This is a genomic window from Pseudomonas sp. dw_612 (assembly GCF_018449725.1).
Lineage (GTDB): Bacteria > Pseudomonadota > Gammaproteobacteria > Pseudomonadales > Pseudomonadaceae > Aquipseudomonas.
On the sequence record NZ_JAAVVC010000029.1, the window covers coordinates 49,933 to 76,375 of the forward strand.

Here is a 26,443-nt window from a genome sequence, read left to right on the forward strand (position 1 = left end):
GGTAGGTTCAGCCAACTCATGGAATGGGTGGATTGTTCCAGCGTTGCACAGTGACGATCATGTGGCCTTCGCCGGTCAGGGATTTTCCTGCGTCGTCGACGACGGCGATCACCTTGAGGTTGCCGGCATTGTTGGTGGACATCTTGCGCTGCGGGTTCGGCCCGGCATCGCCTGGGGTGAACACGCCGCTGTCGGCCTGCATGGTGCCGGCGAACTTCACGTCTTCGTCTTCCTTGGCGCGATCATCGAAGGCTTCAACCTTCCATTGCGCCGGGAACACACCGATGCGATACGGTTTGCCGTCGGCGCCTTTGCCCCAGGCCTCGGCATCGAACCGACCCTGGACTTTCGGCGTCGAACCACCGCCCTCGCCGATCCGCGCCACGGAGAACTCCGGCACGACTTTGACCGACGCGATTGTGTTGTAGACCGACAGGCTCGGGCCTTTCAGCGTGCCGACGGTGACGTCGCGCAGACCCGGTTGGGCATTCGCCGCCGCCTTGAGTTTGACCCTGATCCGCTCAGGGCTTTGCTCGACGACTTCGACCACTTCCACGCCTTTGCCGAAGTTCGGTTTGCCGGTGAGGCCGCTGCCGACCAGCGTCACTTCGGTTTCTGCGCCAGCCTTCACGTAGCCCGGCTGCACCGCCAGCAACCGACTGCTGCCCTGCTTCGCCGCCACAAAATCCAGACCGCGTTCATCGTGCTCGGCCTCGAACATCCGGCCTTGCATCGCATTGCCCTGGGCGGCAAAAACCTGGCGCATGGTCACGCCATCAACGGTCACGTTGCCGCGCCATTCGTAGCCGCTGTAGAGAATCGCGCTACCGTCGCCGTTAAACGGACTGCCGTCGGCATATTGGCCTTTGACGCTGACCTTGAAGGTGTCGTTGCCATCGGCGCTGACGCTCATCACCCCGGCCAATTCACCTTTACCCGGCAAGTGACCGCTGAAGCTCCAGTCGCCAACCAGCGCGTCGCTTTTCGGCGCGGTGCTCAGCCATTTTTTCCAGGCCGGGTTGTCCAGCGGATAACGCTTGGCCAGCAGCGGCACCATGTCTTTGCGGGCGATATCAAACCAGTCGCGATCCCGCGCCAAGGCCTGGTATTCGAGGGACGGCCATTGGCCGAGGTGGAAGTTGACCAGTCGTTCCCATTCCTGGGCCGGACGCCGTTGCAGGGCGACCCGCGCGCCGGAGTGGCAGCGTCCGCACATCTGACTGGTCTGGTCGTCGAACTTTTCGACGGTATTAAGGCGACGCTCCAACGCATACCGCACGCCATCGGTTTCGCTCGGCGCCAGCCCTTGAGTGTCAGCCAGGTATTTGACCAGGGTCCGGCGGTCGTCATCGCTGATCTGCAAACCGTGCATGGTTTGCATCCGGGCGATGCTCATCAGCCAGCCTTCCGGGGTCTTGCGCTGGTGACTGATGCGGCTCAGGGCGTTATCGGCTTCGGGGGTGTGACAGCCCTGACAGGTTTCCTTGAGGATGGTCTGGGCATCGCGGGCTGCCAGGCTGTAAGGCGAATGCAGCGCCACACAAGCGGCCACGGCCAGCAGGCCGGCGCTCATGCCTGATCGGAGTCTTCTCTTCATCAACGTCGAACCTCGCACGGTGCTTTCTTATTGTTGTGGCTTATCGTTTTTATGGTTTCTGCCGCCAGCGGCGCACCGCTGACGGAGGCAAGAGAAACGTCTGCGATGAGCAATACACGGAGCGTGCCAGCTTACCGATTGTCTTTTTAATCAATGAGTTAGCAGACAACCGTGGGCGCAGACCAGGCATAGGGAAGCGCCCCGACGTCTAATATCGCGACAGTTGTTGCAGTCTGAGACAAGCATAGAACGGGCAGCGGCGCGCGATGGGCCGGCAGCGCACAATCGCCACGTCACACCGCAGGGCGCGACGTGGCTGATTTCAGGACAGGGGTGGCGGTGTTTTTGACTCAGACGTTGAAGAACATAACCTTGCTGGTCAGTCGATCAGCCAGGTCAGCCAGCTCCTGACTGGACGCCGTGACCATTTGTGATCCGCCCGCGGCTTCGAGCGTGGAGCTGTGGATGCGGTTGATATTCTGGCTGACCTCTTTGGCCACCGCGCTCTGCTCGACCGAAGCACTGGCGATTTGCGCGTTCATGTCGTTGATCGCCCCCACTTCCTTGCTGATCCTGGTCAGTGCCGTTTGCACCAGATCGGTTTGCTCCACGGTCTGGCGCGCCAGCTCACAACAACGCTGCATCACACCGGCGGCTTCCTGAGTGCCGGTTTGCAGTTTGTTGATCATGTCCCGAATCTCTTGCGTCGACTCCTGGGTCCGGGTCGCCAGCGAGCGAACTTCATCGGCCACCACGGCAAAGCCCCGTCCATGCTCGCCGGCACGCGCCGCTTCGATCGCGGCATTGAGCGCCAGCAGGTTGGTCTGGGCAGCGATCGAGTTGATCACTTCAGTCACTGTTTCAATGCTTTCGCTGTCCCTGGACACCTGGCTGACCAGCGTCGTCGCTTCCTCCAGGATGCGCGCCAGATTCTGGATCGCACCCACGGCCTCACCGACCCTGTGGTTACCCACCTCGACTTCGCCATCGGCTTTCTGCGTGCCACTGGAGGCTTGTCCGGCAAAACCGGCCACTTGGTTGACGGTGGCGGCCATCTCGGTGATTGCGGTGGCGATCTGCTCGGCTTCGCTGGTTTGCAATCGGGTCTGGCGGTTATTGCTTTCGGACGTCGCCTGCAAACGCTGCGAGCACTGGCTGACTTCACCCGCAGCGGCGCGAACCTCGGTGATAGTCCCGCGCAATAGCGTCAGAGTGTTTTTCAACACCCCCATGACACTGTCGGGATAGGTCGTGTGAACCGGCTGATTCAAATCACCTTCGGCCAGATTGCGGATAATCCGCGCAACTTCAGCAGGCTCTGCCCCCAGGGTCGAGTTGACCGAGCGGATGATCACCAGCGACACCACCACACTCAGCACGGAGGCAAACGCCGTGGCGATCAGCGTCAGCATGCTGAAACCGCTGGCAACGGAGCGGACTTCGCCAATGCGTTCGCTGATCACTTTCTCTTCAAAATCGATCAGGGCGTTGATTCGTTTGAGCCACTCGGTGTAATGAGCCGAGGTCTGATTGAGCAAAAACGCTCGCGCCGCCGGAACATCGCCGCTACTGCGGGTTTCAATCAACTTCTGCGTCGAGACCAGCGCGGTGTGCTCGATATCCTTGATGGCCGCCAGCAATTGGCGTTCTTCGCCGGTCGCGCCTGCCGACAGGAAGACCTTATCCATGGGCGCGGAAGAGTCGTCATAGGCCTTTTTAAGGTCGTCGACCTTTCTTAGAAAACTGTTCATTTCCGGGACTGTTTCGACCAGTACCGCATCGCGCAGAGCGATCGCACGGTCATGAACACTGCCACGAAAGTTGATCGCATAACGCTGTTTGAGTGCGGCGTTTTCACTCACTTTAGTCAAGGCGCTGTCGATCAGGCCTACGCGCTGCACACCTACGCCGGTCAACAGCATCAGTAAAACGATAATCATGGCAAAGCCCAGCCCAATCCGCTGAGCCAAAGTGAACGACGTGCTCATTTCATATACCGAAGGTGGTTTTAGGGAGAACCGGGCGCACAAGTGCGTCCAGACCGGGCAGCTCAGATGCAGGGGTGAACCACTAAAGGACGCCGGTTAGTTCAAGACTCCGGTCTATTTGGAAGCGGTCTAATATCGCTCGCTGGCAGGTCATGTCAGTCGGTAACCGAGCCTATTGACGCTCTTGAAGAGTACCGGCCAAGTGCCACCCACGGTAATCGGCAACGACTGATTTTTTCTCGGGATTACCCTACTGCCGCACTACTTTGTCCGAGCAATTTCACGTCTTGAATCTCATCCACTGTCGCGATTTGCGACAGTCACGCACCGCCTCGTCCAGATGCCAGCGCCGGCCAAGGCCGCAACGGCAGGGCTTGCGCAGTGCCTTCGCGCATTTGGCACAGCCATTGCCAAAGACCTCTATTCACGCATAACAAGAGGTTTCGCCATGTCCCTTCCTTATCTGCTTCCCGCCACATCGGCGTTTATCCAGCGCGCGCCGCGCATGCTGATCGGCGGTGACTGGGTCGAGGCCGCCGACGGCCAGACCATGCCCCTGCACAACCCGGCCACCGGCGAAGTGTTGTGCGTGGTGCCACGGGCCACGCCCGAAGATATGGACCACGCCGTACTCGCCGCGCGCCGGGCCTTCGATGATTCGCCCTGGACCCGCACCCGCCCGCGTGAGCGGCAGAACCTGTTGTGGAAACTCGCCGACCTGATGGAACGCGACGCCGAGCTGCTGGCGCAACTGGAATGCCTGAACAACGGCAAAAGTGCGGCGGTGGCCCAAGTGATGGACGTGCAACTGTCCATCGATTTCCTGCGTTACATGGCCGGTTGGGCGACCAAGATCGAAGGCTCCAGCGTCGAGGTGTCGTTGCCGCTGATGCCCAACGATCAATTCCACAGTTTTATCCGTCGCGAAGCGGTGGGGGTGGTCGGCGCCATTGTTGCCTGGAACTTTCCGCTGTTGCTCGCCTGCTGGAAACTCGGCCCGGCCTTGGCCACCGGCTGCACCGTGGTGCTCAAACCCGCCGACGAAACCCCGCTGAGCGCGTTGAAACTCGCCGAATTGGTGCTCGAAGCCGGTTACCCCGAAGGCGTGTTCAACGTGGTCACCGGCACGGGGATCACCGCCGGTTCGGCGTTGACTCACAACCCGTTGGTCGACAAGCTGACCTTCACCGGCTCCACCGCCGTCGGTAAGCAGATCGGCAAGATCGCCATGGAATCCATGACCCGGGTGACCCTGGAACTGGGTGGCAAATCGCCGACCATCGTCATGGGCGACGCTGATTTGAAGTCCGCCGCATCGGGCGCCGCCAGTGCAATTTTCTTCAACCAGGGCCAAGTCTGCTGCGCCGGCTCGCGGCTGTATGTGCAGCGCAAGCATTTCGACAATGTGGTGGCGGACATTGCCGATATCGCCAACGCCATGAAGATCGGCAATGGCATGGACCCGACGGTCGAGATGGGGCCGTTGATCTCCAAGCGCCAGCAGGAACGGGTCTACGGCTACATCGAACAAGGCCGGGAAAGCGGCGCGACCATCGCCTGTGGTGGCGAGCAATTCGGGCCGGGGTTCTTCGTCAAACCGACGGTGATTGTCGATGTCGACCAGAAGCATTCACTGGTGCAAGAAGAAATCTTCGGCCCGGTGCTGGTGGCGATTCCGTTCGATGATGAAGCGGATGCGTTGCGCATGGCCAATGACAGTCCGTATGGGTTGGGAGCGAGCATTTGGTCCAATGATCTGGCGGCGGTGCACCGGATGATTCCACGGATCAAGTCGGGGTCGGTGTGGGTCAATTGCCACAGCGCGCTGGATCCGGCGTTACCGTTTGGCGGGTACAAAATGTCCGGGGTCGGGCGGGAGATGGGGTACGCGGCGATTGAGCATTACACCGAGTTGAAGTCGGTGTTGATTAAGTTGTAATGAGTCTGCGGGCAGGGTGTGAAATTCAAAGGCCACCCCTCACCCCAGCCCTCTCCCCAAGGGGGAGAGGGGGAAAGGGAGCCGATCTCCATGGTTTTCCAGACCTGAGTTCCGCTCGATTTATTCAATTCTAAACAGCATCAGGACCTACTCCATCGGTCGGTGTGAAACTCAAAAGCCACCCCTCGCCCCAGCCCTCTCCCCAAGGGGGAGAGGGGGAAAGGGAGCCGATCTCCATGGTTTTCCAGACCTGAGTTCCGCTCGATTTATTCAATTCGAAACAGCATCAGGACCTACTCCATCGGTCGGTGTGCAATTCAAGAACCAGCCCTCTCCCCAGAGGGGAAAAGGAGCCGATCTGTGTTGTTTTCAAACCTGAGTTCAACTCGATTTTTCAGGTCGATGTAGATCCAAGAACACCTCGGTCAGTCCCCTCGCCCCTTTGGGGAGAGGGTTAGGGTGAGGGGTCGATACCCCTGACTCAACAACCAACCCCGAACCACCCTGCCCTGCTCCACCGTCAGCCCCGCCAACGCTTGCTCCGCCGGTTCACGCCACAACCGCTTCACCAACGGCGCCAACTCAACCCCTTGCACATGCCAGATCCCCAGCGGCTGATCCGCCGTGATCACCACCTCAGCCTCATCCACCAACCCGTCCCGCAGCACCGGGGCCCGCTCAATCTTCAGCGCTGCAAAATCCGCCTCGGCATGCGCCACCTCCGCGTCCGGCCATTGCCGTCGCGCCTGCCAGAACGGCTGCTCCGGCCAGCGCTGCTCATCGGCATAAAAATCCCGGCCGATCCGCGCAAAACGCAAAAATAACTGTTCCACCCGCTGCTGATGAAAACGCTGGGCCAAGGCCGCCCGCTCGGGTTTACGCAACAGGGTGTTGATCACCGTGGGCGCCTGCAGTGCCGAGGACAGGGACTGAAAAATCCCGTTGCCCGACAGCGGGTCCACCGCCATCGCCGCGTCGCCCACCCGAATCCAGTTATAGCCGCACACCTGCGGGCACAAAATCGCGGTGCTGCTGCGGGCATGCAGCTGCAGATCGGTTTCCACGCCATCGCCAAAAAACGCCCGTGCCACTGCTGAATCCAGACGCCGCTGGCGACAGTAATCAAGCAACATCGCCTTACCCGGCAACGCAGCGCTGGCCACATCCACCGTCCATTGCCAATAACACTGACCGTCCGCCCGCCGCGCCATCCACGCCCAGCCGTCCTCCAGGCTTTCCACGGCGCTGGCGGTGTCGCCCGGCGCTGTCTGCCAGCGATTGAGCAGGCTGACCGTCTCCGGCCCGCGCAGGCCTTTGCCGAGGGCAGGCGCCGAACGTCCGCGAGCTTCCACCAGGAAGTCCGCGACCAACGTTTCGCGCCCTTCAATCTCGACCCAATGCCCCGCAACCGACGACCGCACCTTCAGCACCCGTCCCTCAATCAACTCGACCCCGGCTACACGCAAGTCCTCACGCAGGCCTCGATCAAAACCCGGACGGTCCAGCAAATATTCGATGTTCTGTGCATGCTGTTGACCGTTCCACGACACCTGTCGTTGGGAAGGCAACGCTGCATCCGCCAACGCGTGGTTCAATCCTGCGCCGCGCAACGCTTCCAGCACCCGCACGGAAACCCCTTCCAGCGCGGCAAAGCGGCGCCATTCGCTGACCAGCGTCACCGGGTAACCGAGCCGGCGCAGCCCCAAGGCCACCGCCGCACCCGCAGGCCCGGCGCCCAGAACCAGAATCATGGGCCGAAGCGCCGTTCAGGGCCGCGATAACGCGCGTGATCCCGCAGCCATTCAATGACATGTTGATTGCTCGCATCGGGATGCGCGACGAGGAAACCGGCAATGTGCCCGCTCAACGCCGCACACCCCAGGCTGGCACCGGACTGGCCCGGATACGTCCCGTGCACACACGCGGCGAAATCCGCCTGGGCGCTGTTGAGCCACGACCATTCGTTTTCAGCGCAACGGGCATCACCGGTCACCCGCAGCACCTGTGGATAATTCGCCGGATACACGCCCTCGCCCTGGGCCGGACTCGACGCGCAAAGCAACACACCTCGCGCCACCGCTGCGGCACAGGCTTCACGCAACAAGCTGCGATCCTGGCGCAAGCCGAGGCTCAAATTGATCAGCCGCACCTCCTGCGTCACCAACCAATCAATCGCCGTGGCAATCTGCAACGCGCTGGTCACGCCGCGCTGATCGAACACCTGAGCCACACAAAAAACCGCCGCCGGAGCCCGTCGGCCAATCGCCTCGATCACCGCGCTGCCGTGGCCGAGTGGATCGTCGCGCAGATCGCTTTGCGCCAGCCCATCCTCCAACAGCGAAAACCTGCGCCCCGCGACAACCTGCACCCGTTGCGCCGCCGAGTGGCCGCTGTCCACCACGCCAATTCGCAGTTCAGGCTTCATGCAGCACCGTTTTCGAGGTGAGCACACCGTCGAGCAATTCAAAGCGCAGATCGGCGTCCGCAAGGGTCGATGGGCGATGGCTGATCAGGATGCGCGTGCGTCCGGCAAACAGTCGGTCGATGGCTTCGATCACTTCGCGTTCAGTGGCTTCATCCACCGCCGACGTGGCTTCGTCGAGCACAAGGATCAACGGGTCCTGCAACAGCGCCCGGGCGATGGCGATCCGTTGTTTCTGCCCGCCGGACAACTGCTGTCCGCGCTCGCCCAACGGGCTGTCGAGACCTTCGGGCAAGGACGCGATCAGGCTGTCGAGTTGCGCCAGCCGCGCGACTTCGGCAATTGCCTCGCGACTGGCGTCCGGCACCGCATAAGCCAGGTTATCCGCGAGGCTGCCGCGAAACAGCACGATGTCCTGACTGACGATCGCGATCCGTCGACGCAGCTCGAACAGGTCCAGTTCACGTAGATCCACTTCCCCGAGCAACACCCGGCCAGACTGTGGATCGTGGTGCCGCTGCAGCAGGTCTATGAGGGTCGATTTACCGGCACCGGAGCCACCGCTCAGAGCGACTTTCAAGCCGTAGGGAATGCGCGCATCGATCCCGCTTAACGTGCTCGGACGACCCGGATGGCTGAAATGCACATCGTCGAAACGCAGCTCACCCGAGTTCGGCATCAGCTGCGGCGTGACCGGCGTGAGCACGGTCGGTTCTTCGCCGCGCAATTCCATCACCCGCCCGAGGCTCACCGTCATGCGCTGGATCGCGACGTAGAGCCCGAGCAAACTTTGCACCGGCCCCACCGCCATGCCGAGGTACGTGGAAAACGCGATCAGCGCACCCAATTGCCAAGTGCCCTGCACCACCCAATAACCGCCGATCAAAAACGCACAGGCTCGGGACAACGAGGTCAGGGTTCCCGGCACCGCCTGGGTGAAAAATTCGGTGACTTGCAGGCGCAGCAACTGGCTCATGTAGCCCTGGCCCAAGGTTTCCAGGCGTCGCGCTTCGCGCTGTTGCTGGCCGGCGGACTGGATGAATTTCATGACCGGCAGCGTCTCGACCATAAACGACGACATGTCCGCCGAGCGCTCGCGCAATTGCCGCACATCACGCTCGACCTTGCGCCGCATCCAGCGCAGCCACAGTACGTCGAGGGGAATCAGCACCAGCGCCAGCAGCGAGAGTTTCCAGGACAAGGTCAACAGCATCGCTATCGAGAAGACCAGGCCGATCACGCTCGACACCGCCGAGAACAGCGAGTCCACGGCAAAGCGCTGAATCTCCGCGACGTCGCCATCCAGGCGCGACATCAAATCGCCGATGCGCCGCTGGCCGTAGAAGCTCGGCGACAAGGTCTGCAAATGCCGATACAGATCATCGCGCAGGGCAAACAGAATCCGCCCGGACAGCCGCGTGTGCAGGTAACGGTTGATCCCCGACAACGCCGTGCCGAGCAGACCGGCGACCATCATCAGCCCGGCGATCAGCACCAGCACCGGAAAATTGCGCCCTAATAAGCCGTCGTCGATCAACAGTTTGGTCAGCCACGGTTGCACCAGCACCAGCAACGACGCGCAAATCGACAACCCGAGCAATCCGGCAATCGCCAATCGATGCGGCCGCACAAAGCTGTAGAGCCAGCGCAACGCCGCTTGCAGGGCTTGCGGGTCGCGGCTGTCGATCAGCCGCACGATCAAGCGCTGCATCACAGGCGCAACTGTTTGAGTTTGCGGTACAGGGTCGCGCGGCTGATGCCGAGGGCGTCGGCGGCGGCCGAGACGTTGCCCTGGTGCGCGTCCAGGGATTGGCGGATCAGCTCCAGTTCGTTTTCGCGAATGCTGCCGGCCTGGGGGCGCTCGGTGGTGGTCAGGTCGTCGAGCATGCTGTCGGGCAAATGGTCGAGGGTGAGCACGCTGTCGCCCGACTCGCGCATGGCCAACGCGGTGCGCAGGACCATCTCCAATTGACGGATGTTGCCCGGCCAGTGATAGCCGCCGAGCAGTTTGCTCAGGTCGTCATGCAAGGTCACCGTCGGCGCGTCGAGCTTGGCCAGCAAGCGACCGACCAAACCGCTGAAATCCTCGCGTTCGCGCAGGGCCGGGAGCATCACGCTGATGCCGTTGACTCGGTAAAACAGGTCTTCGCGAAAGTGTTTGTCTTCCACCAGACGCTTGAGGTCGCGGTGGGTGGCGCAGATCAGCGCGACGTCGATGTCCTGCTCTTCACCGGCACCCAGCGGCGCGACTTTGCGGTCCTGCAACACCCGCAACAGCCGCGCTTGCAAGGCCAATGGCATGTCGCCGATTTCATCGAGGAACAAGGTGCCGCCATGGGCCTGTTGCAGGCGTCCGACCATGCCGCCACGGCGCGAACCGGTGAACGCGCCTTCGCGGTAGCCGAACAGTTCCGACTCGATCAGGCCTTCTGGAATCGCCGCGCAATTCACCGCGACGAAGGGTTTGTCACAGCGGGTGCCGGCCATGTGCAGCGCGCGGGCGATGACTTCTTTACCGGTGCCGGTTTCGCCGAGCAGCAACACCGGCAACTCATTGGCCAGACCTTGGCGGGCCATGCGCAAGGCGCGGGCGTAACGCACATTGCTGCCGGCCAGGGATTCGAGATCCGGCGGTGGCTTGGCCGGTTTGGCGGCCGGGCGGGTGGTGGTGCCGACGTTGATCGACCGCTGGGGCGCGCGCAGGGTTTTGTAGAAGAATTCGCCCTTGGCGGTTTGCAGGCTGCCGACGCCGCCCTGTTGCAACCGGGCCAGCAATTGCAGGCCATCGACGCCGAGAAATTCTTCGCAGCGATGCCCGACCAAGGCCGAGCGATCGGCGCGCAGCAACTGACAGGCCTGGGCGCTGACCGCCAGAATTTGTCCGCCGAGGCTCACCGCCAACAGGCCTTGCCATGGGGATTCGAGGTACTGCCGACGACTGTGGAAGGCGAGGACGATTTGATCGGGATAGCTGGCGTTAAACACCCGGCTTTCAATCTGACTGACCGCCATGGCCAGCAGCGCGGTGCTGTCGTGGACGCGACCGAGGGGGCCTTCGCGGGTCAGGTCGAGGACGCCGAGGATGTCGCCTTGCGGGCAATGAATCGGCACTGAGGTGCAAGAGAAATCGCTGAGGCGATCCAGGTAATGTTCGCCGCAATCGATCAAGGTCGGTCGGGCTTCCACCAGCGCGGTGCCGAGGGCATTGGTGCCGCGCGCGGCCTCGCTCCAGCAGGCGCCGAGGGTGATGTCCTGCAGGCCCGAGCCCTTGAGACGATCGGCGCGGCCTTCGACGGCGAGGATCGTGGCGTCGGAATTGGCCAGGATGATCAGGCCTTCCTTGCCCTGGCGCTCGGCCAGGTAATCGATGGCCGGCATCGCCGCATCGATCAGCAAGCGATTGCTGGCCAGCAGCACCTCAAGGCTGGCGCTCGATTCCAGGGTCAACTCGTGCTTGCCGTTGAAATGCACGCCATGGCTGAGGCTGCGCCGCCATGAGGCATCGATTTCCGCACGCAATACGCCATCGGGCACTTCGCCTTCGAGGTGAAGCTTTTCCCGGGCCAGCCGGGCTTCCTGATGCGGTTTGGGGTGTGTTGTTTTTATGAGTGTCATCAAGCGCTCCGCAGCGGTCCGCTTCGCGCTTTTTGAAATCAGCGCCGTGGCGTCAATCTTTACGTTAACGTCAGGGCGATGGCAAGAGCCGTAGGGCGCTTGTGTTGTATATGGGGGACCGCGTTATCGTTCTTCGCGAGCAAGCCCGCTCCCACAGGTGACCGAGTACACCCATGGGAATGCGCTCACCTGTGGGAGCGGGCTTGCTCGCGAAGGCTATCTAACAGACACCCTCAAACTCAGAGCTGCCACACCTCGGCATTCACAAAAAACGCCCGGGCATTATCTTCAAGGCTTTCCAGGTGATACCCGCCCTCCTGCACAATCAGACACGGCAACCCAAGGCTGCGAATCCGCTCACCCAGCGCGGCAAACCCTTCCCGGGTCACCGCGACTTTGCTCTGCGGGTCCAGTTCGAAAATATCGAAGCCCAAGGACAACACCAGCACCTCGGCGCCGAAGTCCTTTACCGCCGCCAAAGCCACCTCAAGTTGCCCAAGGAAATCCGCCTCGCTTGCACCGTGGGCCATCGGCAAGTTCAGGTTGAAACCCTCCCCCGCCCCGACGCCGCGCTCATCGGCAAACCCGGCCACACCGGGATAGAAATTGGTCGGATCGCCATGCACCGAGACGTAGAGCACGTCATCGCGATCGTAGAAAACTTCCTGAATCCCCTGGCCGTGATGCATGTCGGTATCGAGCACCGCCACCCGCGCAAATCCGCCACGCAACACCTGCGCCGCCACCGCTGCGTTGTTCACATAACAGAAACCACCCGCCGCTTCGGCCCGGGCATGGTGACCCGGTGGACGACACAGGGCATACGCCGCCGGCTCGCCATCGAGCAACGCCTGGGCGCCGGCAATCGCGCTTTGCGCCGACCAATAGGCCGAGCGCCAGGTCTGTTCGCCTACTGGGCAACTGCCATCGGCCAGATAACGGGCAGCCTGGGCGAGAATCCCGCGCAAGGCGTTGGGCTCGCGGACGAAGATGTTCGACATGACTTCATCGCCCCAGTCCTCGGGGATTTCTTTCCAGCGTTGATGGGCTTCGTGCAGGAACGTCAGGTACGGCGCGCCATGGACGGCCAACAACGGCGCGAGACCGGCGTCGGTCGGTTGCTCGACGTTGAAGCCCAGGGAATGCGTGGCCTGCACCAGGCGCTGGGCGCGTTCGGGGACTTCCTGTGGCGTGCGCATCTGCCCGCGGGAGTAGTAGTTGCGGGGGTGGTGGAGTAATTGTTCGGGGTGGAAAAAACTGCGCATGGGATAAATTCCTGTCAGTTGATCTAAATCTCGAAACCGAATGCGTTCAATTGTGGGAGCGGGCTTGCTCGCGAAGAGGGAGTGTCAGTCGACATCATTGTTGAATGACACACCGCATTCGCGAGCAAGCCCGCTCCCACATTGGGATTGGGGTTACTCAGTGATTTCGGCGCGGGCCAGGACGGCGTTGAGCAATACGTCCGTGCCCTGGCGCACATCTTCCGGCAACACATCCTCCGCTTCGTTATGGCTCAACCCACCCACACACGGGATAAACACCATCGCCGTCGGGCAGTAACGCGCCAGGTGAATCGCGTCGTGCCCGGCGCCGCTGACAATCGATTGCTGAGCGTAGCCCAGGGCATCCACCGCGTGCTGCACCGCCGCCACGCACTCCGCGTCGAATGGCGTGGCAGGGCTGATCCAGTGAGGGGTGATCGTCAGGTTCAAGCCGCGACCGTCGGCAATCGCCTGAAGTCGCGCGCGCACTTGCTGCTCCATCGCCTCGATCGCTTCATCGCGGTGATGGCGCAAATCAACGGTGAAATTCACCCGCCCCGGAATGGTGTTGCGCGAGGACTTGTTGATGCTCAATTCACCGACCGTGGTCAAGCCTTCCGGGGCGAAATCCGTGGCCAACACTTCAATGGCCTGGATCATCCGCGCCACGCCATAGAGCGCATCTTTGCGCAGCGGCATCGGCGTGGTGCCGGCGTGGGCGGCCATGCCTTCGACCCGCACGTCGAGCCAGCGAATCGCCTGGCCGCCGGTGACCACGCCGATGCTCTTGGCGTTGTCTTCAAGGATCGGGCCTTGCTCGATATGCGCCTCAAAGTACGCATCCACCGCGCCGCCCAACGGTCGCTCGCCGGCATAACCGGTGCGTTGCAGGGCCTCGGCAACGCTGATGCCATCGATGTCGCGCACCGCCAACGCCGCGTCCAGTGGCATGATCCCGGTGAACACTGCCGAGCCGAACATCGCGGGGGTGAAGCGCGCGCCTTCTTCGTTGGTCCATACCGCCACTTCCAGCGGTTTGCGGGTCTGGAGGCCGAGGTCGTTGAGGCAACGCACCACTTCCAGGCCGGCGAGCACGCCGTAGACGCCATCGAAGCGGCCGCCTTCAGGTTGGGTGTCGAGGTGGCTGCCCATCATCACCGGCGCGGCGTCCGGATCGGTGCCTTCGCGGCGGGCGAACAGGTTGCCGATGGCGTCCACGCTCAGGCTCATGCCGGCTTCGCGGCACCAGTGAGAAAACAGTTCGCGACCGGCCTTGTCTTCATCGCTCAGGGCCAACCGGCAACTGCCGCCGCGCGCCGTGGCGCCGATTTCGGCCATGGCCATCAGGCTGGCCCACAGGCGTTCACCGTTAATCTTCAACATAAATGACTCCTCAAAAACCGGGGTTAAGCGTTGGCCAATTCGACGCGTTCAGCGCTGGCATGACGACGGGCAAGGGACAAAACGCAGATCAGCGAAGTGGCGGCGATCAGGCTGTAGAACACCGCCAGCGGCCACCATTGGCCGGCGAATTTGTGCGCCAGCATCGTGCCGATCAGCGGCGTCAGGCCACCGGCCACGGCACCGCAAATCTGATAGGCCAGAGAGATCGCGGTGTAGCGCACCCGCGTCTCGAACATGCCGCTGACGTACCCGGCGATCACCGCGTAAAACGACGCCATGCACACCACCGCCAGGGCGATGCCGAGGATGATCAGCGGCGCCTGGGCCGAGCTGACCAACACGAACATCGGGTACGGCGAGGCCATCGCCAACAGCGACATCAGGCACAGAAAACGCGTCGCTCCGATCTTCTCCGCGACCCACGCCGCCAGTGGCTGAATGCAGAACTGAATGATCGCCACCACAAACAGGCATTCAAGAATCAGCGAGCGCGGCAATTCGAGTTGCTGTGTGGTGTAGGCGATCATGAAGGTGTTGGTGAAATACACCCCGGCAATCCCGAGGGTGTTGGCGCCGATGCACAGCAGCAGCGGACGCCAAGCAGTGCGCAGCACTTCCATCACCGGCGCCTGTTCCTTGCGCGTGCTTTTGCTCGCCAGTTCGCGGCTGGCGAGGAACTCCGGGGATTCATTCACACCGAGGCGAATCGCCAGGCCCACAATCAGCAACAGCGAGCTGGCAAGGAACGGCAGGCGCCAGCCCCAGCTCATCAAATCGGCTTCCGGCAACCGGGTGACCGCGCTGAAGGCCAGCAGCGACAAGATCAAACCCGCCGGGCTGCCCAGTTGCGCGAAGGAGGCGAAGAAATTGCGGCGGCCCTTGGGCGCATGCTCACCCGCCATCAACACCGCGCCGCCCCACTCGCCACCGACCGCAATGCCCTGGACGATGCGCAGCAGAATCAACAACACCGGCGCGGCGACGCCGATTTGGGCGTAGGTCGGCAGCAAACCGATGCACACCGTAACCACGCCCATCATCAGCAAGGTGATGATCAGCGACTTCTTGCGCCCGATGCGATCGCCGATATGGCCGAAGATAATCCCGCCCAACGGCCGCGCAAAGAAGCCCACGGCGAAGGTGCCGAACGCGGCCATGGTGCTGAACAGTTTGTCGTCGGAGGGAAAGAACAGCGCGCCGAACACCAGCGCGGCGGCGGTGGCGTAGATGTAAAAGTCGTACCACTCGATCATGGTGCCAATGAAGGCGGCCGCTGCGGCACGGCGCGGTTGAGACGAAGCAACAGGCTTCATGGGGTCGGGCTCCTTTGATTATTTTTTTGGCAGGAGGAAATCGGATGCATCAAGGCACTCTGGCGGCGCCTGTCTTGAAGGTGATTTATCGTCCCAGGGCTATGATTAGTCAATTTTCTATTTATTATGCGAACTATTACGTCAGCTTATAATCGAGAGCCGCCATGGCCGAACGCGAAGTACAACGCCTGCTCAATGACCGCCTCGACTGGAACCTGCTGCGCACCTTCAGGGTGATCGGCCAGGAACTGAGCATCAGCCGCGCCGCCGCGCGCCTGCACCTGACGCAACCGGCGGTGAGCCAGGCGTTGAAGCGGCTTGAGGAGCAACTGGGCCGGCAACTGATCGCCCGGCGGGGACCACGCTTTGCCCTGACCGAAGTTGGCGAGCAGATCTTCGAACTGGCCGGGGAAATCTACGGGCAGATGTCGCAGGTCAGCAGCGTGCTGGAGCAACCGGCTGATGAAGTGATCGGCAAGGTGCGCTTGCTGATCATCAGCCGAATCTTCTCCGAGCGTTTCGATGACTTCCTCGCCGACTTCCACCGCCAGCATCCGCGCGTGGATCTGGAGGTGGATGTGATGCGCAGTTCCGACATCGTCAGCGCCTTGCAGGAGAAAACCGCGACCCTCGGTTTGAGCCTCAATCGTCGGCCGCAACCGCGCCTGGAACAGCGGCTGTTCCTGCGTCAGCGCTATGCGTTTTTCTGCGGCAAGCATCACGCGCTGTTCGGCCAACAGAACGTCGCCGAAGGGGATTTGCAGCGGGAGAACTTCGTCAGTTTCACCAGCGACCAGATTGGCGGCATGCTCTCGCCGCTGACGATTTTTCGCGATCAGCAGGGCTTCAGTGGGCGCATTGTGGCGTCGTCGCCGAGCCTGGAAGAAGTCCGGCGACTGGTGATCGCCGGGTTTGGTATCGGCTGTTTGCCCGAGCACGTGGTAGCGGCCGACGTCGACGCCGGATTGCTCTGGCGCCTGCCGCCCCACGAAGGGATTGCCGATGTGGATATTCATTTGCTGTGGAACCGCGAGCAACGCATGAGCCGCGCAGAGACGCTGTTTATCGAGAGCTTGCAGGCGTGCCTGAGCGACTAGAGGCGTAGCACCTGCGCCACCGGCTCACCGGCCTTCAAGCGCTCTAATAAACGTGGTTCGGCGCGATCGGAAGCCAAGGCCTGATCAATCACAGCGGCGGCGGTTGTCCAGTCGAGAAACAGCACGCCGTTGTCGTCCGCCAGCACCAGATCCCCGGGATTGACCGTGACGCCAGCACACTGGATCGGCTGATTGATCTGGCTGTCGCCGCGCCCATGCAGCTTGGTGGTCAACAGGCTGGTGCCGCGAGCGAACACCGGCAGTCCGGCTTCGCGCAGCTCCAGCAGGTCAGTCACCGCGCCGTCCACCACAATGCCCACGGCACCGGCGCAATGCGCCGCGCAACTGGTGACCGCGCCGACCGGGGCGTGTTGCCAGTCGCCATCGGTGTCGATCACCAGCACATCGCCGGGTTTGATCAGCGCCAAGGCCTGGTTGACCGCGATGGCATCGGCGCCGACCAGTTTCAGGGTCAATGCGCGACCGACCACTTTCACGTTGGGTACCATGGCCCGCAGGTGCGATTCGGCAAAGCCCTCCTCCAGGAAATGCCCAAGGGTTGGAAAGCTCACGGCTTTTAATTGCTCGATCAGTTTCGACTCATGCATTGTGCAATTCCTTCGTGATCAACTCGGCGACACAATCGATTTCCAGCGATACGCCCCACAACGCCACGCACACCGTGGTCCGCGCGGGCGGCGCATGGCCGAGAAATTCGCGATACACGGCGTTGAACGGCTCCAGTTGCGCTGGGTCGGTGAGGTAGGCGTTGACCTTGATCACATGGCTGAAATCGGACCCGGCCTCAATCAGGATCGCCTCCAGGTTGCGCAAGGTTTGCCGCACTTGCTCGGTGAAATCGGCGGGTTGGTCATTCAGGTCGCTTTGAGCCGGAATCTGCCCGGCGGTGAACACCAGATGGCCGCTGACCACCGCTTGGGAGTAAGGCCCGACCGGGCCGATAAAGCCTGGGGCGGATTGAATTCTGCGCATGCTGTTGGGCTCCTTTCAGGCTGCAGCGGATTTGAAGGGTTTGTTCGGCGCGTCGGCGGTTTTTTCAACCGGGATTTCGCTGATGTCGCGCTTGAAGGTTTCGGTCAGCAGCAACAACGCCAGCAACGAAATCAACGCCGCGCCGATCATGTACCAAGCCACCGAAGAACCTTTGCCGGTCGCCGCAAGCAACGCGGTGGTGACAATCGGCGTCGCCGCACTGCCCAGCAAACCGGACAACATGTAGCTGATCGACAGCCCCGAATAACGCACTCGCGTGCCGAACAACTCGGCGAGAAAGGTCGCAATCGGTCCGTAATTCGCAGCGAACGCCGTCATCAACAGCAGGTAGCCGAAGATCACCAACGGCAGCTCTTTGGTGTCCATCAACCAAAACATCGGGAACGCCACCAGGGCTTCAGCGACGATGCCGGCAACGATGATCGGCTTGCGTCCAAAGCGATCCGACAGCGCGCCGAACACCGGCAACATGACGATGCACCACGCACAGGACAGCAACACCACGCCGAGCATGGTGCTGCGGCTGAAACCGAGATTCTGCGTGCCGTAGGCCAGGCCGAAGGCGACGATGATGTTGAACGAAGCCCCGGTCGACATCGTGGCAATGCCGCCCAGCACCACTTGCTTCCAGTACTTGCGAAACACCTTCGCCAAGGGCATTTTCACCTGCACTTCGGCTGCCTTGACCTTGTTGAAGGCCGGGGTTTCGGCGATGTTCAACCGAATGTACAAACCCACGGCGATCAGCAACACGCTGGCCAGGAACGGGATGCGCCAGCCCCAGGCCAACAGGTCTTCCGGGGACAGGTACGCGGCGATCAACAGGAAGGCCAGGTTGGCGATCATGGTCCCGGCCGGCACGCCGATTTGCACCCAGGAACCGTACAAACCGCGCTTGTTGGCCGGCGCATGTTCCACCGCCATCAACACCGCCCCGCCCCACTCGCCGCCCAGTGCCAGGCCTTGAATCACCCTGAGCAACAGCAACAGGATCGGCGCCCAGATGCCGATGGCCGCGTAGTTGGGCAACAGGCCGATAGCGAAGGTGGCGGCGCCCATGGTCAGCAGCGAAATCAACAGCATCGACTTGCGTCCCAACTTGTCACCGAAATGCCCGAACAACGCTGCGCCGACGATTCGTGCCAGATAGGCCGAGGCGAAGGTGCCGAACGCGAGCAACGTGCCGATCAAGGGTACAAAATCCGGGAAGAATACTTTGTTGAACACCAGTGCCGACGCCGTGGCGAAGACAAACAAGTCGTACCATTCCACGGTGGTGCCGATGACACTGGCCACGGCGACTTTTTTCATGCTGATTGGGGCTTGCGGCGGTGCGCCGGACTTTTCTGCGGACGATAGATCGCTCATCACTGACTCCAGGAATTGGTTTAATTGTTTTTACTGGCAGTAAATCGTTTGAGAGTGAGGGATTGTTGTTATGCCTCGCCCAACTCAGTGGGCGAGTTTTTAGTTAGTAACCGAGTGTTCGGTCCGCACAATTCAATAACGGCTCATCGGCGTTTAAACGGCGGAAGTTCTCCGCGACTTGTTCGGCAATACAGTCGTGGGACGCGGCCGAGGCCATGTGTGGCGTGATCGTGACGCCGGGCATGCTCCAGAGACGATGATCGGTTGGCAGCGGTTCCTGTTCGAAGACATCCAGCAAGGCACCGCGCAGTTTTCCGGTGTGCAGGGCCTGTTCAAGATCGTCGATATTCAGATGACCGCCGCGCCCGCAATTGACCAGTGCGGCGCCATTGGCCAAGTGTTCGAAGGTTGCATGACCGAGAATGCCGCGAGTCTCACTGGTCAGCGGCAACAGGTTGATCAACAGCTCGACGCCGTCGAGAAACGGGTTCAGTTGTTCGGCACCGGCGAAGGTCTGGATGCCGTTCAGATCCTTGCGACGGCGGGCCCAACCGCGAACGTCATAACCGGCGGCGGCCAGATCCTGGGCAATCGCGCTGCCCAATGATCCAAGTCCCATTACCCCGACCTTGAATTGCCCCGCCGCCCGTTGCAGCGGTCGCTCCCAGTGTTGTTTGCGCTGTTGCTCAAGCACTTGATCGAAGCCACGGTGATAGTGAATCACCGCCCAGCGCACGTACTCGGTCATGCCCTGGCGATGGCCGGGATCGACTACCCGACACACCGGCAAATCCGGGCACGAGGGGTCGTGTTCCAGGTGATCGATACCGGCGGCGACCGAGTGAATCACTTGCAGGTTCGGTAACGCACCGAGGCTGCCCGGCAGCGGAAACCAGCACGCCGCAATTTGCGCCTGTTTGGCCAGCGGATCGTCGGCCAGCACGGTGGTGAGTTGCGGCGCGCTGCGGGCAAACGCGGCTTGCAGTTGTTTGAGCAGCAGGGTGTCGCGGGACAGTAAAACCACGGTATTCATGAAAGATAGGACTCACGCTGGGATTCGATCAGGGTCAGAGCGGCCTCCCAGGCCAGGTCGATGATGTTGTCCTGTTCATCGCGGTCAAACTGTTCGGCGGTGTGGGCGCAAACTTCCGGGGACGGGTAATGCAACGCCGAACCACCGGCCAGCGCCGCCACCTGCGCCTGGCAGGCACGCTCCAGAAAGTGGATTTCCTGGAACGCCTGGGCTACGCCTGAACCCCCAACCAATAAGCCGTGATTGCGCAGGATCATCGCCCGGTGCGGCCCCAGATCGGCGATCAAACGCTCGCGCTCATCCAGTGACAACGCGATGCCTTCGTAGGTGTGATACGCCAATTTGCCGTAGAACTTCAGCGCGTGTTGGCTGATCGGCAACAAGCCCTGCTTCTGTGCCGCGACCGCCATGCCCGCTGCGGTGTGGGTGTGGATGACGCAGTTGAGATCCGGGCGCGCCATGTGGATCGCCGAATGGATGACAAAGCCTGCGGCGTTGACCCTGTGACCGGCGTATTCGGGATCGACGTTGCGCCCGTCCTGATCGATGCGCACCAGGTCCGAGGCGCGCATGCGGTCAAAAATCACCCCGTAGCGGTTGATCAGAAAGTGATGCTCAGGCCCCGGAATACGCAGGGTGATGTGGGTGTCGATCAGGTCGGTCATGCGAAAGTGCGCGACCAGCCGATACAGCGCCGCCAGTTCGCAACGGGCTTGCCATTCAACCGGGTCGATGTGTGCAGGTTTACTCACGAATACACCTCTTTAGCAGCGTGGGTGACGACCGGGTTGGCGCGCAGGCGGGCCAGGCCGTAAACACCGATCAGGGACAGGGCCGAGAGCAAGGTGAAGAACACCGCCAGCGGCAACCATTGTCCGGAAAATTTGCTCGCCAGCAGCGTGCCGATCAGCGGCGTGGTGCCGCCGGCCAGGGCGCAGCTCAACTGGTAAGCGATGGAAATGCCCGAGTAGCGCAGGTGCACCGGGAACGCCTGGGTCATGTACCCGGCAATCACCGCGTACAGCGCCGAGAGGATCACCACTGCCAGCGCGATGCCGAGGGTCATCAGCACAATGTTTTGCGTGCCCACCAGGAGAAACATCGGGTACGGCGTGACCATGCACAGCAGCGCGACGAGTTTGAGGAAGCGGCCTTCGCCGATGCGTTCGGCCAGCAGTGCCGAGAGCGGTTGCGAGAGCAACTGAATGACAGTCACCAGAAACAGGCAGTCGAGAATCGTCGCGCGGGCGATGCCTTGATATTGGGTGACGTAGGTGATCATGAAGGTGTTGGTGAAGAAGAACCCGGCCGAACCGATGGTCACGGCGGCGGCAGCGAACAGGATCTGCCGCCAGCAGGTGCGGATCACGTCCTTCACCGGGTATTGGGCAGTTTCGTTGTTGTCCCGGGCCTTGGCGAATTCCGGCGATTCGTGAACCCCGGAACGGATCATCAGGCCCACCATCATCAACACGCCGCTGGCGAGGAACGGCAGACGCCAACCCCAGGCGAGGAAGTCTTGCGGCTCAAGGGAGGTCACCAGACGAAAAGCAATCAACGCCAACAGCAAACCCGCCGGGCTGCCGAGCTGAGCGAACGAAGCGTAGAAAGTCTTGCGCTTGGCCGGTGCGTGCTCGCTGGCCATCAGCACCGCCCCGCCCCACTCGCCGCCGACAGAAATCCCCTGGATCAGTCGCAGCACGATCAAGCCGATCGGCGCCCAGATACCGACGCTGGCGTAACTCGGCAGCAAACCAATACCGGCGGTGGCCAGGCCCATCAGCGCCATCGTCACCAGCAGCATTTTCTTGCGGCCCAGGCGATCACCCAGATGACCGAAGACCATGCCGGCCATCGGTCGGGCAATGAAGCCGACGGCGAAACTGCCGAAGGCCGCCAGGGTGCTCATCACCGGGTCACTGCTGGGAAAGAACACTTGCCCGAGCACCAGCGCCGCCGCGGTGGCGTAGATGTAGAAGTCGTAGAACTCGATGGTCGTGCCAATGAAGGCAGCGGCCGCGGCGCGTCGCGGTTGAGGGGTAGTGTGCATGCAAGGACCCTGTGTATTTATAGTTTTGGGCAGGTACTGAAGGCTGTGTACGGTTGCACTCTGTGGCGCTTGTGGGCTTTATCGCTTCCGTGCCAGGATTAGTCAATTTTCAAATTCTTATCTTTACTATTAGCTGCGCTACTACATGGACGCTTTATGCCCTCTACTTCGAACCCTTGGGTTGGTCGTCGCTTTCTCAATGACCGTCTCGACTGGAACCTGCTGCGCACCTACCTGGTGATCGGCCAGGAAGGCAGCATGAGCCGCGCCGCTGCGCGTTTGCACATCACCCAGTCGGCGGTCAGCCAAGCGCTGAAACGCCTGGAAGAACAATTGGAATGTGTGTTGATTGCCCGCAGTGGGCGGCGATTTGATCTGACGGAAACCGGGGAAGAAGTCCTGCGTATCGCGGCGGACATCTACGGCGATATTTCACGCTTGGGCACGGTGGTGGAAAGTCGGCATGACGATGTGGTGGGCAAGATCCGCATCCTTACCGTCAGCGGCGTGCAGGCGCGGCATTACGATGAATTCCTCGCGGACTTCCATGAAACCCACCCGAAGATCGAACTGGAAGTCGAGGTGATGGGCAGCTCGAACATCATCAGTTCGTTGCTGCAAAAGACCGCGACCATTGGCGTCGGCCTGTGCCGTTTACCGCAGCCACGGCTGGAGCAGCGGGTGCTGTTCCGTGAACGGTATGCGTATTTTTGCGGGCAGCGTCATCGGCTGTTCGGGCAGGAGAATCTGACTCTGGAACAGTTGGCGGCGGAGAACTTCGTCAGCTTCACCAGCGATCAATTGGGCGGCAATCTTTCGCCCCTGACGCTGTTTCGTGATGAACAGGGCTTTACCGGCAAGATCGTCGCCTCCTCCACCAGTTTCGAAGAAATTTACCGCTTGATCTGCGCAGGGTTCGGGATTGGTTGTTTGCCGGTGCACTTGGTGCGGCGAGATGTCGAGCAGGGTTTGCTCTGGCGTTTGCCGCCGGAAGACGGCGTGGTGGATTTCGATATCCAGCTGTTGTGGAATCGCGAGCAGAAGATGACTCAGGCCGAAACGGTGTTCCTGGAAAGCTTCCAGCACATGCTCAGCATTCGTGAGCCTGTGCTGTGAAGCTTTGAGCGCTTAGACGTGAGGATCGCCCGGCGGTTTGGCGGGCGTAGCGTATTGCGGCTTGAGATGGCCGTCCTGGTCGAGTAGCCAGGCGTCCATGATCTGCCGCACCACAGGGCCGGCAACGCGACCACCGGCCTCGCCGTTTTCAATCATCACCGAGATCACGATTTTCGGATGCTCGGCCGGGGCGAAACCGACGAACAGTGCGTTGTCGCGGTTACGCTCCAGGGTTTTCGCCCGGTTGTAACGCTCGCCCTGCTTGATCGCCACCACCTGAGCGGTACCACTCTTGCCGGCAATGCGGTACTGAGCGCCCACTGCGGCCGCCCGGGCAATCCCGCGCGCGTCGTGCATCACCATTTGCATGCCGTGGTTGACCTGTTCCCAATCACGCGGATCCTTGAGCAGGATGTTCGGCATCGGATTCTCGTCCACCGGCGCTACGCCGTCGACGGTCTTGGCCAGATGCGGACGGTTCCACACGCCCTTGTTGGCGATCAACGCGGTGGCCTGGGCCAGTTGCAATGGCGTGACCTGCATGTAGCCCTGACCGATGCCGAGGATCACCGTTTCGCCGGGGAACCATGGCTGACGGCGGGTCGCGCGTTTCCAGGCCTGGGACGGCATCAGACCGGGCGACTCTTCGAACATGTCCAGGGAGACTTTCTCACCGAGACCGAACATCGCCATGTAGTCGTGAAGGCGGTCAATACCCAGCTTGTGGGCTAGGTCGTAGAAGTAGGTGTCGTTGGAGCGCATGATCGCCGCGTCCATGTCCACCCAGCCGTCGCCGCTGTGGTTCCAGTTGCGGTATTTGTGATCGAAGTCCGGCAGTTGATAGTAACCGGGGTCGAAGACGCGGGTTTGCGGGGTGACTACACCGGCGTCGAGACCTGCGATGGCCACTTCAGGCTTGATGGTCGAGCCTGGCGCATAGAGGCCGCGCAGCACGCGGTTGAACAGCGGCCGGTCGATGGAATCGTGCAGCGCCGCGTATTCCTTGAAGCTGATGCCGGTCACGAACATGTTCGGGTCGAAGCTTGGCTTGCTGACCATGGCCAGTACTTCGCCGGTTGACGGGTCGAGGGCGACCACCGAGCCACGGCGATCCCCCAAAGCATCCTCAGCGGCTTCCTGAAGGTGGACGTCGAGGCTCAGGACGATGTTTTTGCCAGGTGTCGGATCAGTGTGTTTGAGTACGCGCAGCACGCGGCCCTGGGCGTTGGTTTCGACTTCTTCGTAACCGACGTGGCCGTGCAGCTCCGACTCGTAGAATTTTTCGATACCGGTCTTGCCGATGGATTGGGTACCACGGTATTCCACCCCATCCAGCGCCTTGGATTCTTTCTCGTTGATACGACCGACGTAACCGATCGAGTGGGCGAAATGCGCGCCCATCGGGTAGTGACGGACGAACTGCGGCTCCACATCCAGCCCCGGCAGGCGGAACTCGTTAACCGCGAGGACGGCGATCTGCTGTTCGGTGAGTTCATAGAACAAGGTCACCGGAACGAAGGGGTGCCGTGCCTGTTTCATGGCTTTGTCGAACAACGTGCGGTCTTCAGCCGGCAGGTGCAGGAGGTTGACCACCTCGTCCAGCTCTTCCTTGACGTCGGAGGCGCGTTCGCGGGTGATGGTCAGGTTGAAACTGGGCCGGTTGTCCGCCAGGACCACGCCATTGCGGTCGTAAATCAGCCCTCGGGTCGGGGTGATCGGCAACACGTGGACGCGGTTGTTCTCGGAGATGGTCGAGTGGTAATCGAATTCGACCACTTGCAGCACGTACATGCGCACTACCAGCGCGCAAGTGATGGCGACCACAAACAAGGCGCAGGCCATTAGTCTTTTATTGACCAGCCGCGTCTCTTTTTCGTGGTCCTTGATCGGTATCGGTTCGGGCATTTCTGCAGCAGCTCTTTGACGATGAAGGGGGCGCCGATCCTGGGGCTTGAAATCAGTCCGTTAAAAAACGAGCTGCACCATACCAAAAATGACGCCGGCACTTTAGCGCGATTTCCTCGAATGGTTGTCCTTGAGGGCCAAAACGACGGTCGGACGTGTTGGGTGGCGTGAGGTACTCGTGCGCTTTACTCAAGATTGATATTCCCATTCATGCATTTTTCTTGTAGATGGGCCTGTGGATACTGGGTGCATGACATTCCCTTTCTGGAGTTTTTTATGCACTCGCGTTTTCAACGATTACTGGGTTCGACCGGGTTTTCGATCGGTCTTGAATTGCCGCTGGATAACGATTGGTCCAGTGATGGTCAACGGCAGCGGCTGGCTGAAGACAGGCCTTTTGGTGTTCCCGACCTGAAGCAGCACGCGGCTCTGGCACGTTTGGCCGATAAGTCGGGGTTTCGTGCACTTTGGGTGCGCGACGTGCCGGTGTATGACCCGAATTTCGGTGACGCTGCACAGGTGTTTGAAGCCTTTTCCTACCTGGGCTATTTGGCGGGGATCACTGAAAACATCATGTTGGGTACGGCAGCGGTGGTGCTGCCATTGCGCCAGCCGTGGTTGACGCTCAAGGCTGCTAATAGTGTCGATGAACTGAGTGACGGACGCTTGCTCCTTGGCGTGGCCAGTGGGGACCGTCCGATGGAGTATCCGTTGTTTGGTGTGGATTACGCCCAGCGCGGCGAAATCTTTCGCGATACGGTTGAGTTGTTGCGCAGCCAGGGTGACGGTCGCTTACCTGAAGGTGCACGCCTGCTACCAGAGCGTGATCAGCCGGTGCCGTTGTTGGTGGCGGGGCTTGGTCAGCAGTCTCCGGCGTGGATCGGCCAGCACATGGACGGTTGGCTCGCCTACCCCGGCACTCCGGATGAGCATCGTCGTCGAGTGGGGCTGTGGCGAGAGGTCGGTGGCGACAAGCCTTACATCAGCTTTGTTCATCTGGATCTGGAAGCGAATCCGTATGCGCCGATGCGGCGTGTGCGCTTCGGCGGTAGCTGCGGGCGACTGGCATTGATCGATGAACTTCAGGCTTTGCGTGACGCCGGTGTACAGCATGTGGGTCTGCATATGCGTCGTAGCGAACGACCAGTGTCGGAAGTGATTGAGGAGATCGCGGAACACGTTCTGCCGATGTTTCATTGACGGTGCGGTGGGTGGTCATCAGGGACAGCATTGAGCTGTCCCTTTTTCTTTGCGCCACTTTCCTGCGGACAAAAACAAAACCCCCACCTGCATACGCAGATAGGGGTTTCGGAATTT

Annotated in this window: 20 protein-coding genes and 1 pseudogene; 5 read left to right on the plus strand and 16 right to left on the minus strand. The window is 61.2% G+C overall.

Features of this window, described 5'->3' with window-relative positions; translation table 11 throughout:
• Positions 1-16: 16 nt before the first annotated feature.
• Both peaA and HB680_RS29995 read right to left on the minus strand, forming a co-directional pair.
• Complete coding sequence (peaA, locus tag HB680_RS29990; RefSeq protein WP_213941915.1) at positions 17-1,597, minus strand: quinohemoprotein amine dehydrogenase subunit alpha; 1,581 nt, start codon at positions 1,595-1,597, stop codon at positions 17-19.
• A 350-nt stretch (positions 1,598-1,947) separates the two neighbouring features.
• Positions 1,948-3,585, minus strand: coding sequence for a methyl-accepting chemotaxis protein (locus HB680_RS29995; RefSeq protein ID WP_213941916.1), 1,638 nt, complete (start codon positions 3,583-3,585; stop codon positions 1,948-1,950).
• A gap of 448 nt (positions 3,586-4,033) precedes the next feature.
• Here HB680_RS29995 and HB680_RS30000 point away from each other — a divergent pair, with 448 nt between their 5' ends.
• Positions 4,034-5,524, plus strand: a complete 1,491-nt coding sequence (locus HB680_RS30000) for an aldehyde dehydrogenase family protein (protein ID WP_213941917.1) — start codon at positions 4,034-4,036, stop codon at positions 5,522-5,524.
• Positions 5,525-5,949: 425 nt separating this feature from the next.
• On the opposite strand, the gene HB680_RS30005 is transcribed toward HB680_RS30000, so the two are convergent.
• The 5 genes from HB680_RS30005 to HB680_RS30025 form a co-directional block, all read right to left on the minus strand.
• Positions 5,950-7,275, minus strand: coding sequence for a tryptophan 7-halogenase (locus tag HB680_RS30005; protein WP_213941918.1), 1,326 nt, complete (start codon positions 7,273-7,275; stop codon positions 5,950-5,952).
• Positions 7,272-7,949, minus strand: a complete 678-nt coding sequence (locus tag HB680_RS30010; protein ID WP_213941919.1) for a S8 family serine peptidase — start codon at positions 7,947-7,949, stop codon at positions 7,272-7,274. The genes HB680_RS30005 and HB680_RS30010 overlap by 4 nt, the downstream gene beginning before the upstream one ends.
• Positions 7,939-9,657: an ABC transporter ATP-binding protein gene (locus tag HB680_RS30015; protein WP_213941920.1), complete on the minus strand. Its 1,719-nt coding sequence runs from the start codon at positions 9,655-9,657 to the stop codon at positions 7,939-7,941. The genes HB680_RS30010 and HB680_RS30015 overlap by 11 nt, the downstream gene beginning before the upstream one ends.
• Positions 9,657-11,561, minus strand: coding sequence for a sigma-54-dependent Fis family transcriptional regulator (locus HB680_RS30020; RefSeq protein WP_213941921.1), 1,905 nt, complete (start codon positions 11,559-11,561; stop codon positions 9,657-9,659). The genes HB680_RS30015 and HB680_RS30020 overlap by 1 nt, the downstream gene beginning before the upstream one ends.
• 239 nt (positions 11,562-11,800) lie before the next feature.
• Positions 11,801-12,826 (minus strand): histone deacetylase family protein, encoded by a 1,026-nt coding sequence (locus HB680_RS30025; RefSeq protein ID WP_213941922.1) that lies wholly within the window; start codon positions 12,824-12,826, stop codon positions 11,801-11,803.
• 40 nt (positions 12,827-12,866) lie between these two features.
• On the opposite strand from HB680_RS30025, the pseudogene HB680_RS32980 reads away from it, so the two are divergent.
• Positions 12,867-12,965 (plus strand): annotated as a pseudogene (locus HB680_RS32980) (metal ABC transporter ATP-binding protein); the annotation flags it as partial.
• Between the two features lie 14 nt (positions 12,966-12,979).
• Here the strand turns inward: HB680_RS32980 and HB680_RS30030 are convergent.
• Both HB680_RS30030 and HB680_RS30035 read right to left on the minus strand, forming a co-directional pair.
• Positions 12,980-14,209: a Zn-dependent hydrolase gene (locus tag HB680_RS30030; protein WP_213941923.1), complete on the minus strand. Its 1,230-nt coding sequence runs from the start codon at positions 14,207-14,209 to the stop codon at positions 12,980-12,982.
• A gap of 23 nt (positions 14,210-14,232) precedes the next feature.
• The gene (locus HB680_RS30035) at positions 14,233-15,543 is read right to left on the minus strand and encodes an MFS transporter (protein ID WP_213941924.1); all 1,311 of its coding nucleotides are present in this window, start codon (positions 15,541-15,543) and stop codon (positions 14,233-14,235) included.
• A 164-nt stretch (positions 15,544-15,707) separates the two neighbouring features.
• Between HB680_RS30035 and HB680_RS30040 the strand changes: the two genes are divergently transcribed.
• A complete protein-coding gene (locus tag HB680_RS30040; RefSeq protein ID WP_213941925.1) occupies positions 15,708-16,640 on the plus strand; it encodes a LysR family transcriptional regulator in 933 nt (310 codons plus the stop codon).
• Here the strand turns inward: HB680_RS30040 and HB680_RS30045 are convergent.
• The 6 genes from HB680_RS30045 to HB680_RS30070 all read right to left on the minus strand — a co-directional run bounded on the left by HB680_RS30045 (position 16,637) and on the right by HB680_RS30070 (position 22,105).
• Positions 16,637-17,248 carry an RraA family protein gene (locus HB680_RS30045; protein ID WP_213941926.1) on the minus strand — a complete coding sequence of 204 codons (612 nt, stop codon included), beginning with the start codon at positions 17,246-17,248 and terminating at the stop codon, positions 16,637-16,639. The genes HB680_RS30040 and HB680_RS30045 overlap by 4 nt on opposite strands.
• On the minus strand, positions 17,241-17,633 hold the full coding sequence (locus HB680_RS30050) for a RidA family protein (protein ID WP_213941927.1): 393 nt from the start codon (positions 17,631-17,633) through the stop codon (positions 17,241-17,243). Before HB680_RS30050 ends, HB680_RS30045 begins: the two co-directional genes overlap by 8 nt.
• Before the next feature lie 15 nt (positions 17,634-17,648).
• Complete coding sequence (locus HB680_RS30055; RefSeq protein ID WP_213941928.1) at positions 17,649-19,022, minus strand: MFS transporter; 1,374 nt, start codon at positions 19,020-19,022, stop codon at positions 17,649-17,651.
• Positions 19,023-19,125: 103 nt separating this feature from the next.
• Positions 19,126-20,055 (minus strand): glyoxylate/hydroxypyruvate reductase A, encoded by a 930-nt coding sequence (locus HB680_RS30060; RefSeq protein WP_213941929.1) that lies wholly within the window; start codon positions 20,053-20,055, stop codon positions 19,126-19,128.
• The gene (locus tag HB680_RS30065) at positions 20,052-20,807 is read right to left on the minus strand and encodes a class II aldolase/adducin family protein (RefSeq protein ID WP_163913343.1); all 756 of its coding nucleotides are present in this window, start codon (positions 20,805-20,807) and stop codon (positions 20,052-20,054) included. The genes HB680_RS30060 and HB680_RS30065 overlap by 4 nt, the downstream gene beginning before the upstream one ends.
• Positions 20,804-22,105, minus strand: a complete 1,302-nt coding sequence (locus HB680_RS30070; protein ID WP_213941930.1) for an MFS transporter — start codon at positions 22,103-22,105, stop codon at positions 20,804-20,806. Before HB680_RS30070 ends, HB680_RS30065 begins: the two co-directional genes overlap by 4 nt.
• Before the next feature lie 156 nt (positions 22,106-22,261).
• Between HB680_RS30070 and HB680_RS30075 the strand changes: the two genes are divergently transcribed.
• Positions 22,262-23,221, plus strand: a complete 960-nt coding sequence (locus HB680_RS30075; RefSeq protein WP_163913340.1) for a LysR family transcriptional regulator — start codon at positions 22,262-22,264, stop codon at positions 23,219-23,221.
• Positions 23,222-23,233: 12 nt separating this feature from the next.
• Here HB680_RS30075 and mrdA read toward each other — a convergent pair whose 3' ends face one another.
• Positions 23,234-25,126: a penicillin-binding protein 2 gene (mrdA, locus tag HB680_RS30080; protein WP_213941931.1), complete on the minus strand. Its 1,893-nt coding sequence runs from the start codon at positions 25,124-25,126 to the stop codon at positions 23,234-23,236.
• A 276-nt stretch (positions 25,127-25,402) separates the two neighbouring features.
• On the opposite strand from mrdA, the gene HB680_RS30085 reads away from it, so the two are divergent.
• Positions 25,403-26,326 (plus strand): TIGR03571 family LLM class oxidoreductase, encoded by a 924-nt coding sequence (locus tag HB680_RS30085; protein WP_213941932.1) that lies wholly within the window; start codon positions 25,403-25,405, stop codon positions 26,324-26,326.
• Positions 26,327-26,443 lie beyond the last annotated feature (117 nt).